The following is a 14,643-nucleotide window of genomic DNA, read 5'->3' on the forward strand; positions in this document are numbered from 1 at the left end:
AGCCAGTACTGTTCATCGTCGAGTTGGATCACGGTCTCGTCGACCGCGACGTGATCCGGCGAGTGACCGTCCTCGGGCTGTAGATCAGCCTTATGCACCCAGTTGTGGACGGTCGATTTGACGCGGTCAACACCGAACAGTTCGAGAATCGAAACAGTATTCGAAAGCGAGAGACCAGCAAGATGTAGTTGAATACTGAGCTTCATCAACAGTCGCGGTGTTGCTTCTCGCTCCACAAAACCTAACTCGATCTCGTCCAAAGAGTCGTTGAGGCGGGCATTTTCTGGCATAGAGCACTAGAAAACTGCTCCGCCTCACCTTTCAATCCTTATCTGAACACCGCCGTTACGAGCCTCGACTCGGGGGCTGAAACCGTGGAGAATCGACCGACGCCGCCCGCAGAACCGGGCTACTCGGCGGCGAAGCCGCGCAGGAGCGGCCGGCCGTCGGTGCCACCGACGTCGGCGAGCGCGGCGCGCTCCGGGTGGGGCATCAACACTGCCACGGAGTCGCGCTCGCCGACGACGCCAGCGACGTTGTGCTTCGAGCCGTTCGGGTTCGCCTCGTCCGTGAGGTTGCCGTCGGCGTCGCAGTACCGGAACAGGACCCTGTCCTGGGTCTCCAGCTGCGTGAGACGGTCCTCGCTGATCTCGTACCGCCCCTCGCCGTGGGCGATGGGAAGTTCGATGACCTCGCCCGCCTCGTAGCCGGTGGTCCAGGGCGTGTCGGTGCGCTCGACGCGGAGGTGGACGTGCTCGCACTGGAAGCGGGCGCTCGCGTTCGTGGTGAACGCGCCCTCGGTCAGCCCGGACTCGCAGCCGACCTGTGCGCCGTTGCAGACGCCGAGGACGGGGACGCCCTCGTTCGCCAGCTCGCGCACCTCGTCCATGACGGGCGAGCGGGCGGCCATCGCGCCGGCACGGAGGTAGTCCCCGTAGGAGAAGCCGCCGGGGAGCATGACACCCGTGGTGTCGGCGGGAAGGCCGTCCTCGTGCCAGACGATCTCGGCGTCGATGCCGAGGTCCTCGAGCGCACGGAGGGCGTCGCGGTCGCAGTTCGAGCCGCCGAAGCGGACGACCGAGACCGTCATTCGCGCGGGGCGACCTCCACGTCGTAGTCGTGGATGGTCGGGTTCGCGAGCAGGCGCTCTGCCATCTCCCCGGCGCGCTCGCGGGCGGCGTCTTCGTCAGTGGCGTCGAGGTCGACCTCGAACCGGTCGGCCGAGCGCAGCCCCGACAGCTCGAAGCCCAGGCGCTCCAGCGCGCGCTTCGTCGTCTCGGCCTCCGGGTCGAGGACTCCCTGCTTGAGTCGGACGGTCACCGTGGCGGTGTAGGCGCTCATCAGGTGGACACGCGCGTTCGTGTTCAAAAACTCTTGTGACTCACGTCTGTGATGCACGTTCGTGGATAGCACATCGCCTCGCCCGGGACGCCCGCTCACTCCCCGTGCGTGAACCCGCGGTCGGGGAGCGCCTCCCCGTCGATACTGACGGCCGGGCCGCCGTCGTCGCCGTCCGTGACCTCGCCGACGACCGACAGCCGCACCGGACAGTCGGCGCGAGCGTCCTCGACCGCGTGCTCGGGGACCGTACAGACCAGCTCGAAGTCCTCCCCGAAGTACCAGCCCAGCTCCCGGACCGTCGCCTCGTCCGCGGCGACCTCGTGCACCGCGCCGTCGACCGGCACGGCGTCGCCGTCGAGCGCCAGGCCTGCCTCGCTCGCCTCGGCGAGCTGGTGACAGGAGCGCGCGAGCCCGTCGCTGGAGTCCATCATCGCCGTCGCGTGCTCGGCCAGCGCCAGGCCGGCGGCCAGCCGCGGCTCGAACCGGAACAGCTCGTTCGCACGGTCCGTCTCGCCCGCCTCGAACAGCCGCAGCGCCGCGCCGCTCCGGCCGAGCGTTCCGGTCACACAGAGCCGGTCGCCCGGCTCCGCGCCGCTCCGCCCCACCGGGTCGTCGGTGCGCCCGAGCGCCGTCGTCGCCACCGTGAACTCCTGGTGCGTGTCGAGGTCGCCGCCGACGTACTCCGCGCCGACCAGCTCGCAGACGTCGGTCGCACCGCGCAGGAAATCGCGGAGCTCGGGCTCCGTGAACTCCGGTGCCGCGTACACCGCCACCGCCGCCGTCGCCTCGGCCCCCGTCGCGGCCACGTCCGACAGGGACGCGCCGACCGCCCGCCAGCCCGCCGTGTACCGCGTCGTCCCCGCGGGGAAGTCCGTCCGGTCGTGGAGCATGTCCGTCGTCACGACCGTGCCGTCGACGACCGCCGCGTCGTCCCCCGCGTGGTCGACGAGGCCGCCGACGAGCGAGAGCGCCGCCCGTTCGTTCATGTCGGCCCTGTGTTTCGTGGCGTGTGGCAAAAGGAACGCGGTCCGAGAGTACCGGTTCGAGTTATGTCTGTTCCTCCCGCACTGCGACGAGAATTTGGAGGCGACAACGACCGGGAAGCCCCTGCTCGCTCTGTGTACGTCGACGCCGTGGACGCCAACAGCCAGAAAGCCCCTGCTCGCTCGACTCCCGGGACCCGCGCTGCGGTCCTCACTCCGTTGCGGTCCTTGCGAGGTCCGGATTCACCGGAAGACTTCGTCTTCCGAGCCTCCACTCGCTGCGCTCGTGGAGACGCCGAGCGAGCAGCCCCTTTCAGTCCCGCCCACCGCGACTGTACCCCACCTCGAACCTCCCCAGCCGACTGCGATGCTCAGTCGCTGGCGTCGCCGGCGCTCCGCGCCGGCTTCCAGCGGGACCTCCGGTCCCGCCCGGCTCCCTGCGCTTCTCGCCCCTCCCACGTGCATGGCGAGCGGCCTCCGGCACGCTCGCCAGCGTGCGCCGTGCCGGGAGGTCCGGCAACGCCGCCACCAACCACACGGCCAAGACGCCCCGCACCGGCAGGCGCGTGGGTGTCGAGGGGGAGGGCTGGCGCGGGGCGGTCGGGCGGGACTGAAAGGGGCGGGGTTCTCGGCGAACCTGGACGAGGAAAGCACCGCAGCGGAGCGAGGAGCGGTCACGAGACGCTCGCGTCTCGAGAGCCCACCAGAAATCGAAGATTTCTGAGGATGCACCGACTTCCGGGAGCCGAGAGCCTCGGGGCTTTTCTGGCTGTTCGAGTACCAGCGTATTCCCACGAGTACCGAAACTGACCCCACAGCATCGCGAGCAGCGACAAGATAAACTCCGACGTTCGAGAGCGGGTTCGACGCGACTAAACCCACACCAGTCACAACAGCTGCTATGCGACAGTTCGTCATCTGCGGCCACGAGGTTCCCACATCGCCCGACTTCTCGCTGGACGCACTCGCGAGCGAGGCGGGGCGGCTGGACCTGCTCTGTCGGTGTCTGAACGCGGCGTTCCTCACGAGTCACGGACTGCGCGACGACGTGCGGGTCCACCTCGTCATCCAGGACGAGTTCACCGTCACCGTCGACGGTGGCTCGGTCCGCAACCTGCACCCGGACGAGCGGTCGACCGCCGCGCTGGTCCGCACCGCGCTGGAGCACCGCGAGAACGCCATCGGCCACCAGCCCGCCGAATCCTCGCCGGGCGTCAGCATCCGTCGCGTGGGACTGGACGTGGTCCTCGACGAGTGCGCCCGCGACGGCACCGTGGTCCAGCTCCACGAGGACGGCGCACCCGCCAGCGAGGCCGAACCACCCGAGAACCCGACGTTCGTGCTCTCCGACCACCGCGACTTCACCGACACGGAGGCCGACCTGCTCGCCGACGCCGCCGACCAGCGCCTCCGGCTGGGTCCCACGCTGCTGCACGCCGACCACGCCGTCACCGTCGCCCACCACTACCTCGACACCGACGGCTACGCGAGTTTCTGACAGCTTCGGAGAAGGCCGAAATTAAATAGCTGGCCTTCTCAGGGTGATGCATGCCTACCGACTCCCCCGACGTCTGCCGGTTCTGTGCACGCACCGTCACCCCGACGGCGACCGACACCGTCCACCGCGTCTACACCCGACGGGCCGACGGCGACGGTGCGGCCGTCGCCACCGAGCAGTTCGCTTGCGACCACTGCTTCGACGACGTGCGCGCGCTCGTCGCCGACATGGAGCCACGCCCCGACGGGGACGACAACCTCGCCGACCACGACTGCGGCCTCTGTGGCGGCGCCGTCGCCCCCGACGCCGGCGCGACGCGGCTCGTCGTCGACCGGGACCGATACCTGCTCTGTCCCGACTGTACCGACGTGTTCGACGAGTTCTGCGCCTCGGTCCCCGAGACGGCACCCGAACCCGCCGCCGACGCCCCGACCGCGACCGAGGTCGTCGCCGACGGCGGCGCCCCCGAGCAGGACGACACCGACCTCGGCACCGTGCTCGACTCCGGGCTGGACGACGTCGTGGAGGGCGACCGCGTCCACTTCGACCTCCGGCGCGACACCGGCGACGGCTCCGCCCCCACCGAGACGGTCTCCGGGGACGTCACCAGCGCCGACACCAGCTACATCGGCGGCTCCACCATCTACGTCGACGGCGACGACGGCGAGGAGTACCGCGTCGAGTCCAGCTTCTCCTCCGACGCCGTGCGCGTGACGACCGTCCACGGCCACGACATCGAGTTCCAGGGCCACCTCGACGAACTCCGCGTCGACCGCTGATTCGTCGGGCGTTTCGGAAGCGTTAAAAGTCGCCCACTCGTCTGTCTCGAATGCGGGCCGGTGGGGTAGCTTGGTATCCTTCGGCCTTCGGGTGGCCGTAACCGCGATTCAAATTCGCGCCGGCCCACTACCTACTTACCCCTTTTCCATCCTCTACTGACAGGTATCGGCAGTTTCGGACCTGTCGAAGAGCCGCCGATCTGCGACTACTGCGGCGACTGGATAGACGAACAGCACCCGCAGTGTCCCGCGCTCGACGAGGGGGTGTGTCGGCCGTGAGCACCCTCGACGACTTCGGCACCACGAACGATCCTCCCGGCGACGACGAGGACGCCTGCGACTGCGAGCACCTGCCGACCGGCGTGCCGTGCTTCGAGTGTTTCCTTGCCGGCGAAGCGACGTTCGAGCGGGGTGGTGCGTGATGCCGCGCCAGCTCGACTTCGAAGCCGAACGCGACCGTGGCGGCGACTCGTGGGAACGAGCGGACCCACGCGCCGCGCTCGTCGAGCAGTTCGGCCGCTACGGGTACCGCATCACCCTTCCCGGCGGCTCGGTCCATCATCTCGCTCTCGGTCACGAGAGCGGCATCTACGAGGGTCGCTGTGACTGTCGCGGTTTCGAGTATCAGGACGGTCCCTGCGCGCACCTCTGCACCGTCCGCAAGGCTGTGGATCTCGCGTTGACCGATGACCGGGACCAACCCGTCACCATCCAGCCAATGACCGAGGAGACGGTTCGGGTCGACCCCGACGCACACGCCGACAGGGTGCGAGCCGACGGAGGTGTTCGACGGTGAGCCGACTCGCCTATGCCACGCGGCGGCTCTCGGTCTCGCGCGCACACACGAGAGCGCGCACGAGGGCCGTCGACAGCACCCCAGGGGGGTGTGGTACCCACGTTGCAATCACCCCGGTCGGCCCTACCACGTACTGCGTTTTCACCGTGGTACCATCGGGGTACGTCGATGGTACCATTCCTGGCAGTCAGACCGAGCCGACGGGGGTGCTCGCATGAGCAAGCACATCCACGACGAGTCCGACCGCAACCAGCAGGTGAAGTTCCGCGTCTCCGAGGACCTCGTTGAGCGATTCGATGAGGCACGCGACACCTCCCGCGCCGCACTGTTCCGCGAGTTCATGGCCGAGTTCGTCGACGAAGCGCACGGGACTCGAACCGCCGACGGCGAGTATCACCCGGAGCGGGAGGACCTCGCCACGCTGTACGACGCCTGTCTCAAGCACGCGAATCCGAAGCTCGTCCTGAACCTCCGAATCAAGGGCAGTCTGCTGGCCCAGGACACCCGCTACTCACAGAACGATCTCGTCGCTGCTCTCCGACCGCTCGAATCGAAGGGCTTCGTCCGAGTCCAGTGCGGCGGCGTCTTCGGGAAGGGCCACGAAGCCGAGATCGCGGTCCGCGTCAAGCCTCCCGAGGCCGACCCTCGGCAGTGGAAGTACCGCAAGAGCAGCCCCAAGCCCGCCGGAGGTGTCGCCTGATGCCGACGTGCGAAACCTGCGGTGAGTACGTCTCCCGCGACTACATCCGCGTCTGCACCGACGGCACCCTCAGCGAGTGCCCGCACTGCAACGGGAACTACATGGACACGTCCCCGGCTTCGGCCGTCTCAGGCACGCTCTACAGCCTTCGCTGACCCCTCCGGTAGCTTTTTCTAGCAGTAAATAGCCGAGAGACGGTTCGCAGTATGGCAACTACAACGATGGGGCCTGACTGGCTCCACAACCCAAGTGGAATCGACTTCATCGACAGTTTCCTCGCGCCGTTCTTCGTCGCTGCGACGTTCGCTATGGCCGGCATCGCCACCGTCGGCGTCGACGCCCCGGTCACGCTGTACATGAGCGACGTGGTGTACGCGATCTCGAACGGCCCGAGCATCACCGTCGGCGCGGTTGTCACGCTGCTGGCTATCGGCATCGCGTGGGCGACCAACCAGCCCGACATCATGGAGCCCGAGAGCCCGCTGGAGTGGGTCGGCCCGGTGTTCATCATCGCCAACCTGTTCTACGTACTGGTTCCGGCCTTCGCGGACCTTATCGCGTCGTTCTGGGGCTTCGGCTTCCTCATGATCGGCGTGAACGGAGCCGGGTTCTACCTGCTCGCGTACAAGTAACCCCGCTTTCCCCTACCCATTCATGAGTACCCACCAATCCGCAGAACCCGGGAGAATCGTGCTCCGAGGCTTCGACCCGGAGACGACCAAACAGCTCGAACGCATCATCTCCAAGGCGGGCATCCGCCAGCGCATCATCGACCGAGAACCCGACAGAGGCCAGCATGAGTGACCCCACCGCGCGCCTCCTCGGTATGGTGTTCTGTGCGGTCGTGCTCGTCGGCTCACTCGTTTGGTTCGGGGTGAGCCTCGCATGAAGGGCCGGGTCATGGTCATGGCCTTCCTGCTGCTCTCGACTGCCCTTGTCGGGCCGGTGTCGGCGTCGACGACGACGCCCGATTCGGACAACTGTGACACCGTGGACCTGACGGTGCGGCTGTTCAACCCCTTCGACGACACGAGTGACTGCTGGGTCGACGTAGACGAGATTCGGCAGGGCTCGAAGGAACAGGAGAGGGCCGATATGCTCTCTCGTGCAGATACGATGGACGCCAGCGAGGAGACGGTCACTAACGCCTTCCACAACACGCTGGAGAACGCGCGAACGGTCGCGTGGACGAAGGCAGAGGTGGCCGCGCTGAAGGCGCTGGAAAACAACAGCTCACAGGCTGAGACTCGTGTCGCGGCTCGTTCGGCTGTTGAACAGTACTACAGCCGGATGGTTCACAATCTGCTGGAGGACCGCGAGCAGCGTATGGAGGAGCTGGCGTACCTCGCGGCGACTCGCGACAATCTCTCGCTGAATAGCGCCGCGCTGGAGCAACACCACACCGACATCTCGACTAATGACGTGTCGTTCTCGTGGGACCTCGTTCGGGACAATCCCGATACGCAAGTCCCGCTGCCGAACGGCAGCACGATGAATATCAGCACGTTCACGATGTCGTACACCGACCAGCGCAACGGCATCGACTACAGCAACGTGCCGGTGTGGTTCGACTACAGCCACAACAACGTCAACGACCCTGAGCAGGAGATAGGGTACATCAAGTACTACAGCACCTACGACAATCGGACCACAGAGGCGTACAACAGCTCTGAGTTCGAGGCGCTGTACGACGAGATGCTGAGTCAGAACACGCAGATGCTCTCAAACATCAACGAGACAGTCAACGGGCTGTACGGGAGCTACGTGCGTGGCGAGCTGGACATCGAGGAGTACCGGAGCGTACAGGCGACCGCAATGGGCTGGAGCCCTGACCTGAACTCGACAGGCTACAGCATCTACGCGGTGACCGCTCTCGGGCAGGCAGGTGAGGAGATTCCGAATCTGAACCTCACCGGTTCGATGACGATTCAGACCGACGAGTTCACCGCGAACAACAGCACGGAGACGTTGACCGGGCTGATGACGGGCGAGCCACCGAGCGGCGATGCCTGGACGGTGAACACCACCTACGACCCTGCGAACGCGAATGGCTCGCTGATGTTCCACGTCAGCGCGTCCAACCGCTCTGTGGAACTCTCTGAGCCGTTCACGCTCGTCGGGGCCGAGGACCAAGACGGCTCCGAGATTCAGCAGGTGCAGATGCAGCGGTACAACTACCGCACGAGCAACTTCAGCGAACTCGGCGACAAGCTGGACCGGCTCATCGAACTCCGCCAGGAAGAACAGATTCGCATCGAAGAAGCCTCGAACGGAGGCGGTGGCGGCGGCGGCGGCATTGGCTGGCCGGGCGGCGGTGCAGGCCTCGGTATCGGTGGCGGTGTCGTCATGATCGCTATCGCTGCCGTGCTCGTCGGCATCGGCGTGAAACTCTACTTCGAGGTGATGACGCCGTGAGAGGCGCGGCGGTCATGGTCATCGCGCTCGCCCTCGTCACGGTCGGCGCTGTCCCTGGGGTAACCTCCGCACAAGACGGGGACAACGCCACCGCGACGACGGCGATGCCCGAGAACCAGAGTACGTCTACAGTCCGTGCCGATCTCGGCGCGGGCGTCACCCTCGTCGACATGGAGTACTCACCGGGCCGTATCGTGCTCACCGTCGAGGCCGACACCCCTGCGACCCTGCTGAAGTGGCAGGACAGCATGGGTGCGATGAAAGAGGCGAACCGTCGTTCGTCGGACTCCGGTCTCTCGGCAGTCGACATGGACGCCTACGAGCATCAGGTCTGGCTCGACCGAGGGATGAACCGCGTCGTGCTCGACGTCGAGACCTGGCGCGGCACGTCGACGGTCTCGGTGTGGACCACCGAGAAGGAGTTCGTCATCTCTAAAGACCTGCCCTCGGGCAACCCGCTCGAAGCCTTCGGCGGCACCCAAGGCGTGTTCGCCGGCGTCGGAACCTCGGTTCTCGCCGCGCTCACGGCGACGGGGATAATTCTCCGCAAAGAGCAGGGCGAGGTGATCGAGGCATGACCATGACCGGCGACACCAGTGCAACGTTCGACAGCTGGGCTGACCGACTCACATACATCCTGAGCAACGCCCAGGCACTCGTCGCCGGCGTGCTCGTCTCCCTCGGTGTGCTGCTGTGGCTGTGGCGGCCAGCACTCCCCCAGGTGCCACCGTGGACCGGCGGCGTGTTCGCCACGGTCCTGCTGTTCGGCCCGCCGCTGACGGGCCTGTTCGTCACCATCATCAAGCTGTTCTGGAAGCTCACCCACGAAGAGGTGTACCACATCAACGCCGCCGAGGACGTGCGCCGGAAGCTCTACGTCAAGCCCGAGGTGTGGGAGGAAAAGACCGTCGACGGTCCCGCACCGTACCAGGTCAACGACAACACCGCGTGGGAAGTCCGCGAGTTCGAGTACCACGACGACACGGGCGAAGTCGTCGTTACCGGCTGCTACATGAGTCAGATGCAGGACTCGGCACTGGTGACGTTCAAATCGCTGGTGTACGACCTGCACGACCGGTTCGTCTACGCTTGGCTGGAGCGCAACGAGCTGCGCGGCACTGAGACGCGCCGGGCGCTGGAGAACCAACAGGAAGTCATCAACCGGAACGCCGAGGCGACCGAGCGCGGCCTGATGCTCGCGCCCGACACGGTGCGCGAGCAGTGGGACGACACCATCGACCGCGTTCACGACTCCGACGACAGGCTTGAAATTGACGAAATCGAGGACTACAGCACCGGCTACGACCCAGAACGGAACCCGAACGCGGAGCGAATCGGGCCGGAGCGACCGCCCGAGATGCGGGGAGGCGATGACCTATGACCGACCAGCAAGAGCTGTTCACGGCTGGCGGAGCAATCGAGTGGCGCGACGGGAACACCCGTCGCCAGAACGACCGGGTACACCACCACGCGCCCCACGTTCAAGACGAGCAGATCGCCCGCGCGCTCTCCGTCCGAGCCGAGATGTACGAGCCCGACGAGTGGGCTCGCCCCGATCTCGCGCCGGGACAGGCGAAGGACCTGACCGAGCATCGCCAGCTACTCCGTGTTGCTGGGACCGAACGGTTCACCGAGGCGTTCGAGCACGGGGACATGAGCACGCTGAAGAGCTTCCCCGGCGACCCGAGCCAGAAGGCCGACGTTTCGGGAATCAAGGAGATGGACCGTCTTCGCGGGCTGATGCGCGGTCCCGCGCCCATCATCTACATCTTCGCGCCGCCGGGAGCTGGCAAGACGAACTTCGCGCTGCTGCTCGCCCAGCTCTGGCAGGAGCGACAGCCCGACGACGCGCTACTGGCGTCGAACATCAAGACGCTCGAAGAGACAGACGAATGGGTCGACGACAAGGGTCGCGTTCGGAACGGCTGGCTCGGCAGCTACGGCGAGCTGACCGAGTGGCTGAAACAGGACGGCGACGTGCTCGCCGGGAACCCGCGCCCGAAACTGTTCGTCTGGGACGAAGTGAGCAGCGCTGGTTCGGGCGTCGGTGAGCAGGGATACACGATGCGCACCAAGATGGGGCCGCTGCTGTTCAAAATCAGGAAGTACGGCGGCTCGATCATCGTCATCGGACACGACCCGAACAGCGTCGCGCCCCTGGTTCGGGAGCTGGGGACCATCGTGAAGAAGATCGACGTGAAGGAGGCACAGGTGTTCGACTCCATCAAGAACGGCTCTGCCCGCGACCCGCTCGGAGACCCGATCTCTGGCATCCCGCCGACGGACCTCACGTACAACGACAAGGAACCGACGAAGTGGTCTTGGGAGGATTCCTGCACTGTCGACGGCGATACCTCGGAGGACTTCGAGGATGCGATGGAGGCGGTGGCGATGTACAACATCGTCACTGCTCGCGAGGAGCCGGAGAAGTGGGACAGCGAGGAGCCTGTTGCATGGCGGAAACTGGCGGGAGCGACCCCGTGGGACCACTCTACCTGCAAGCGACGGTACGACCGCTACACGGACGACGGGAAGTACCGCGACGAGGTGCAACAGGTCGCGGAGGTAATCGCATGATGGCGCGGGCACGCGAGCGTGTTGCAGTTGCAACACCCCGTCCCGTACTCGTAGGTCATACGCCGGTCGCCCCGGTCTCCGACCGGGCCGACCTCGCCCATGACCGCGCCGCACTCAGGGGAGAGGAGTCGATATATATCAGCGCGCGAGGCGCGTAGCCATGCCGTCGAAGAAAGCCAACCAGTACGGGACGGCGGCAGAACACTACGTCATCGAGCAGCGGAACCTCGAACCCGCGCGGTGCTACTGGCACGACGCCCGGTTCCAGAACGGCACGCCCGTCGAAATCAAGGCATGTGATATGGATTCGACGGGCTACTTCCAGATCTACGAGGAAGCCCACCGGAAGCTCCGGCGAGCTGGCGGCTGGTATGCGTTCGCTCCGTATCGACGATCCGGGCCACGTGCGCGGGTCGTCACGGTTCGAATGCGTCGCTCGTCGAAGATGCCGCTGATGAAGTGGTCAGAGACAGGGGGCCATCGAGACTCCCGGAAAGCGAAAGTACAAATCTCAAGCGTCCTATCCTGACTAAACACCAGAATCAATCTCGAAGTTGGACACTTCGAAGAAGCGCAAACTAGTCATCATATGGTTGCTTTCGTAAGGCGAATATTGATAAGTGTCTTTTGAGTTAAACCAATTAAAGTACTCGTTAAGCATTTTCAAAATATTCTCCCTATCTTCCATAGAGATTGGCTGACTATTCCACCACTTGATAGTCTCTGGTTCTCCACCGGTCACGTGTTCATGGATACTATACGGTGCGCCTGATTCTGCTTGTAAGGCCCTAATTAATGCCGGGCCAAACGGCGTATTGTCAATGGTTCTTGGTATCGGGTTACCATTCCAGTTTACTTCTTCATATTCATCCATGTCAATAACATAAAGGTCTCCAGTCCCTACACCGGCACGAATGAGTCTATGAAGCCAAATATCCCATTCCCCGTGACGTGCAATATTGAAATGCACATAGTGGCTAAAGAGGGCTCCTAAGAAGTTCATTAAATATTCTTTATCGTCGGTCATTATAATCACGCCATCACCGATTGTGAATATATCCGACCTGTCGAAATCGATATACTTTGAGATGACTGCTAGTAATTCTCCACGATAAACACCAGGCATCGATTGGTCGTTGCTAAGGGAGTCCAGAACTCCCATTAAATCAATCCAAGCAACGTGTTTCTCACCCATATCTTCAAGAAACCGGTCGAAGAAATATTGGTCTTCGTCTAATTCAGCCAGATCCTCTAAATCAGGGGTCATGTAGGACGGATTCACTTTCCTTCTACTTCAATGTCTAGAACGATTAGAAACACGTTGACCAGCCTAGAGATTTAAGTGCTATCCGCAATTCCTATCGTATATCTAGATGTCAAGCCCTGATTACAGCAATTTGTCGACTTGCGAATCTCGCTTGGCCGAATTAAAGGCTCTTGGCATCCCTGAAGCAGCTCTTCAAAGATATCTTCAGTCAAGGAATTTACCCATACCAGATGGGGTGGACGACTTCAAAAAAGCAGTCGCAGAAGAACTCTCGGCAGAACAAATCAGGGATATTCTTACTCAATACAAGTACGCTGGAAGGCAAACGCTGAATTATTTTGTAATCACGGGTCTCTCTAAGTACTCGTATGAAGAGCTAGTTGCATCCGTGGAAGACGAGTTCCCTGTCCAAGACGACGTGGAAAACGTCTCTAGAAAACCGTTCATGAGCCACTCTGAGCGGGAGGGCCCACGATTGTATCTCACCTTTGGATACTACGAATCTACAGGAGGCGTTGAGATTACTACGGGCAAGCGAAAACCTGAGCTAACAACCCAAAGAGCGGTTGGGGTTGTTCGTCCCGATACAGATCTGCTTGAAATCCGGACCTCTGACCCAGATATGGCTGAAAAAATTCGAGACGGGATCGTCTCTTCAATGGGGCAGTATAAATCGAGCAGCACCTATCGGCCTGATTTCGGTGGTGAGTTCCGACGCCAATTTAATTCGCGAGTGGAGAAGTACTACAATCTCCGTGTTCAAGTCGAAGACGACGAGGACAGTACTATTGATACAATCTCGTTTACTTCGAAGAAAGATGAAACAGGGGAACGGAGGGACGCTCGGGAAGATGATAGAGTCGCTAAAGAATTAGAGGGCGGTGGAGAAATCACGATTGGATACGTCGAACTGGCAGACGGATTTAAGTTCCAAATAAACCGGAAACAGAGCAAGGTATCAATACTGAAGTCGGAGCGTGAGGAAAATATAAACGCGATAACAGAGATAATCGATGGAGTACTCCGAGAAACTGACGGATATACCCAAGGAACACTTGGAGGACTTACGGACGTACCTGAATAATGTCCGCACGTCGTCCGTTAGACACTTCTCTGTTGAGACTGCGTTTGCTAGAACGGATTTGGATAAGGCGACAGTTCAGACGGTGTTTTCCGTACTCGTTCAAGAAGACGCTTTGAAGGCGAAAATTGAGGTTCGATGTCCTCACTGTACAGCCCAACAAGGGATATTTACAAAGAGGAGTGAAGTACCCAGTCGATCTAAAATCTGTATTGATTGTGAACGGGAATTCAGAGTCGATAAAAAGCGGAATTGGGAGGTGGTATATGAGATCGTGGATGGTGACCACGATTTCTTTCCAGAAGACGGCCAGTGGCAGATTCGCAAATTCATAGACGAAGAAGTAGATTGTTCCAAATCATTTTTTGAACAGGAGCTAAAGCGGTTTGAAAAAATGGATAATCCTCAGAAGCGGGGTAGAGATTTCGATTACTTCGTGGGACTTCTTTTTCAACAATTGGAGGGTGTTGATATACGGATCAAACCGAATGGGAACTCTGGAGAAGTCGACGTTCATATGTCATGCCTTGATGCACAGGATTGGCTGTACAGACTAGTTGGAAGCAATACGTTCATTGAGAACAAGTGGGTGAGTCCTCCAATTGAGAAATCTGAAATCATTGATTTTTACGAAAAGGTCGAAGACTTACCAAACTGTAGACGTGCATACTTTCTCAGCATGAGCGGGTTTACCAAGGGTCAGAGGACCAAAACAGGTGCGTTAGCCAAAGTTCGTGCATACAAAGACCCTATATTAGTTGATTTATACCGTGATGACTTAGACCAGATGATCGAAAACGCGTCTCCTGAATCCACTCTTCGGAATCGACAAATGTACTGAACGTCCCTTGGTCGAAAATGGAATGCTGAATTGACGGGCTGTGTTGAATCGCCATACTGCAGTGGAATTCACTGTTTCACAGCCCGCTTGATGTTATAGACGACACACATCAGGGCGATTTCTCGGAACTCTCGGAACCAGGAACGCGCTCGCACGGCGAAGCCGAGCGAGCGCTTGACAGTCGAGTTCACGGTCTCGGACATAGAACGCTGATTGTAGCGTTGTTCGTCGATTCTGGCGTTGTGTGCGTGATCATAGGGTGCGAAGATACGATGTTTGATGAGTGGGCGAATCCCGAGGTCACGAAGGGATTCGCGGAGCGATTTCTTGTCGTATCCCTTGTCGGCAGCAAGAGACCGCAGATC

Annotated in this window: 20 protein-coding genes, 1 tRNA gene and 1 pseudogene; 16 read left to right on the forward strand and 6 right to left on the reverse strand. The window is 61.8% G+C overall.

The window, feature by feature from the left end; genetic code table 11:
* The 4 genes and pseudogenes from BLT27_RS17800 to thiL all read right to left on the reverse strand — a co-directional run.
* Nucleotides 1–290: pseudogene (locus tag BLT27_RS17800) on the reverse strand (IS6 family transposase); the annotation flags it as partial.
* A 119-nt stretch (nt 291–409) separates the two neighbouring features.
* The gene (gene purQ, locus BLT27_RS17805) at nt 410–1,090 is read right to left on the reverse strand and encodes a phosphoribosylformylglycinamidine synthase I (RefSeq protein WP_089736351.1); all 681 of its coding nucleotides are present in this window, start codon (nt 1,088–1,090) and stop codon (nt 410–412) included.
* On the reverse strand, nt 1,087–1,341 hold the full coding sequence (gene purS, locus BLT27_RS17810) for a phosphoribosylformylglycinamidine synthase subunit PurS (RefSeq protein ID WP_089736354.1): 255 nt from the start codon (nt 1,339–1,341) through the stop codon (nt 1,087–1,089). Before purS ends, purQ begins: the two co-directional genes overlap by 4 nt.
* A gap of 95 nt (nt 1,342–1,436) precedes the next feature.
* On the reverse strand, nt 1,437–2,327 hold the full coding sequence (thiL, locus tag BLT27_RS17815) for a thiamine-phosphate kinase (RefSeq protein WP_089736356.1): 891 nt from the start codon (nt 2,325–2,327) through the stop codon (nt 1,437–1,439).
* Between the two features lie 898 nt (nt 2,328–3,225).
* On the opposite strand from thiL, the gene trmY reads away from it, so the two are divergent.
* The 14 genes from trmY to BLT27_RS17870 all read left to right on the forward strand — a co-directional run bounded on the left by trmY (nt 3,226) and on the right by BLT27_RS17870 (nt 11,618).
* On the forward strand, nt 3,226–3,822 hold the full coding sequence (gene trmY, locus BLT27_RS17820) for a tRNA (pseudouridine(54)-N(1))-methyltransferase TrmY (RefSeq protein ID WP_089736359.1): 597 nt from the start codon (nt 3,226–3,228) through the stop codon (nt 3,820–3,822).
* A gap of 50 nt (nt 3,823–3,872) precedes the next feature.
* Entirely contained in the window at nt 3,873–4,601 is a 729-nt protein-coding gene (locus BLT27_RS17825) for a hypothetical protein (protein WP_089736361.1), read from the forward strand.
* A 54-nt stretch (nt 4,602–4,655) separates the two neighbouring features.
* A tRNA-Pro gene (locus tag BLT27_RS17830) sits at nt 4,656–4,728 on the forward strand.
* 148 nt (nt 4,729–4,876) lie between these two features.
* On the forward strand, nt 4,877–5,023 hold the full coding sequence (locus BLT27_RS19960; RefSeq protein ID WP_175526513.1) for a hypothetical protein: 147 nt from the start codon (nt 4,877–4,879) through the stop codon (nt 5,021–5,023).
* Nucleotides 5,023–5,397, forward strand: a complete 375-nt coding sequence (locus BLT27_RS17835; RefSeq protein ID WP_089736375.1) for an SWIM zinc finger family protein — start codon at nt 5,023–5,025, stop codon at nt 5,395–5,397. Before BLT27_RS19960 ends, BLT27_RS17835 begins: the two co-directional genes overlap by 1 nt.
* A 214-nt stretch (nt 5,398–5,611) precedes the next feature.
* Nucleotides 5,612–6,097: a hypothetical protein gene (locus BLT27_RS17840; RefSeq protein ID WP_089736363.1), complete on the forward strand. Its 486-nt coding sequence runs from the start codon at nt 5,612–5,614 to the stop codon at nt 6,095–6,097.
* On the forward strand, nt 6,097–6,252 hold the full coding sequence (locus BLT27_RS19965) for a DUF7563 family protein (RefSeq protein ID WP_175526514.1): 156 nt from the start codon (nt 6,097–6,099) through the stop codon (nt 6,250–6,252). Before BLT27_RS17840 ends, BLT27_RS19965 begins: the two co-directional genes overlap by 1 nt.
* 51 nt (nt 6,253–6,303) lie before the next feature.
* Nucleotides 6,304–6,729, forward strand: a complete 426-nt coding sequence (locus BLT27_RS17845) for a DUF8023 family protein (protein ID WP_139172404.1) — start codon at nt 6,304–6,306, stop codon at nt 6,727–6,729.
* Between the two features lie 22 nt (nt 6,730–6,751).
* Nucleotides 6,752–6,901 carry a hypothetical protein gene (locus tag BLT27_RS19970; RefSeq protein ID WP_175526515.1) on the forward strand — a complete coding sequence of 50 codons (150 nt, stop codon included), beginning with the start codon at nt 6,752–6,754 and terminating at the stop codon, nt 6,899–6,901.
* Nucleotides 6,902–6,982: 81 nt separating this feature from the next.
* Nucleotides 6,983–8,512: an Env/VP5 family phage fusion protein gene (locus BLT27_RS17850; protein ID WP_089736367.1), complete on the forward strand. Its 1,530-nt coding sequence runs from the start codon at nt 6,983–6,985 to the stop codon at nt 8,510–8,512.
* Nucleotides 8,509–9,090, forward strand: a complete 582-nt coding sequence (locus BLT27_RS17855) for a DUF8063 family protein (protein WP_139172405.1) — start codon at nt 8,509–8,511, stop codon at nt 9,088–9,090. Before BLT27_RS17850 ends, BLT27_RS17855 begins: the two co-directional genes overlap by 4 nt.
* Complete coding sequence (locus BLT27_RS17860; protein WP_089736370.1) at nt 9,087–9,893, forward strand: hypothetical protein; 807 nt, start codon at nt 9,087–9,089, stop codon at nt 9,891–9,893. The genes BLT27_RS17855 and BLT27_RS17860 overlap by 4 nt, the downstream gene beginning before the upstream one ends.
* On the forward strand, nt 9,890–11,089 hold the full coding sequence (locus BLT27_RS17865; RefSeq protein WP_089736372.1) for an ATP-binding protein: 1,200 nt from the start codon (nt 9,890–9,892) through the stop codon (nt 11,087–11,089). Before BLT27_RS17860 ends, BLT27_RS17865 begins: the two co-directional genes overlap by 4 nt.
* Nucleotides 11,090–11,249: 160 nt before the next feature.
* On the forward strand, nt 11,250–11,618 hold the full coding sequence (locus BLT27_RS17870) for a PD-(D/E)XK family putative nuclease (protein ID WP_089736373.1): 369 nt from the start codon (nt 11,250–11,252) through the stop codon (nt 11,616–11,618).
* Here the strand turns inward: BLT27_RS17870 and BLT27_RS19375 are convergent, their stop codons facing one another.
* Nucleotides 11,619–12,356: a hypothetical protein gene (locus BLT27_RS19375; protein WP_139172406.1), complete on the reverse strand. Its 738-nt coding sequence runs from the start codon at nt 12,354–12,356 to the stop codon at nt 11,619–11,621.
* Between the two features lie 106 nt (nt 12,357–12,462).
* On the opposite strand from BLT27_RS19375, the gene BLT27_RS19380 reads away from it, so the two are divergent.
* Complete coding sequence (locus tag BLT27_RS19380) at nt 12,463–13,440, forward strand: hypothetical protein (protein ID WP_139172407.1); 978 nt, start codon at nt 12,463–12,465, stop codon at nt 13,438–13,440.
* A complete protein-coding gene (locus tag BLT27_RS19385; RefSeq protein ID WP_139172408.1) occupies nt 13,370–14,278 on the forward strand; it encodes a hypothetical protein in 909 nt (302 codons plus the stop codon). Before BLT27_RS19380 ends, BLT27_RS19385 begins: the two co-directional genes overlap by 71 nt.
* Before the next feature lie 68 nt (nt 14,279–14,346).
* Here BLT27_RS19385 and BLT27_RS17875 read toward each other — a convergent pair.
* Nucleotides 14,347–14,643 (reverse strand): transposase (locus BLT27_RS17875; protein WP_139172409.1); only part of this gene is annotated, 297 nt, incomplete at its 5' end.

The sequence above is a fragment of the Haloarchaeobius iranensis genome (assembly GCF_900103505.1).
GTDB lineage: Archaea > Halobacteriota > Halobacteria > Halobacteriales > Natrialbaceae > Haloarchaeobius > Haloarchaeobius iranensis.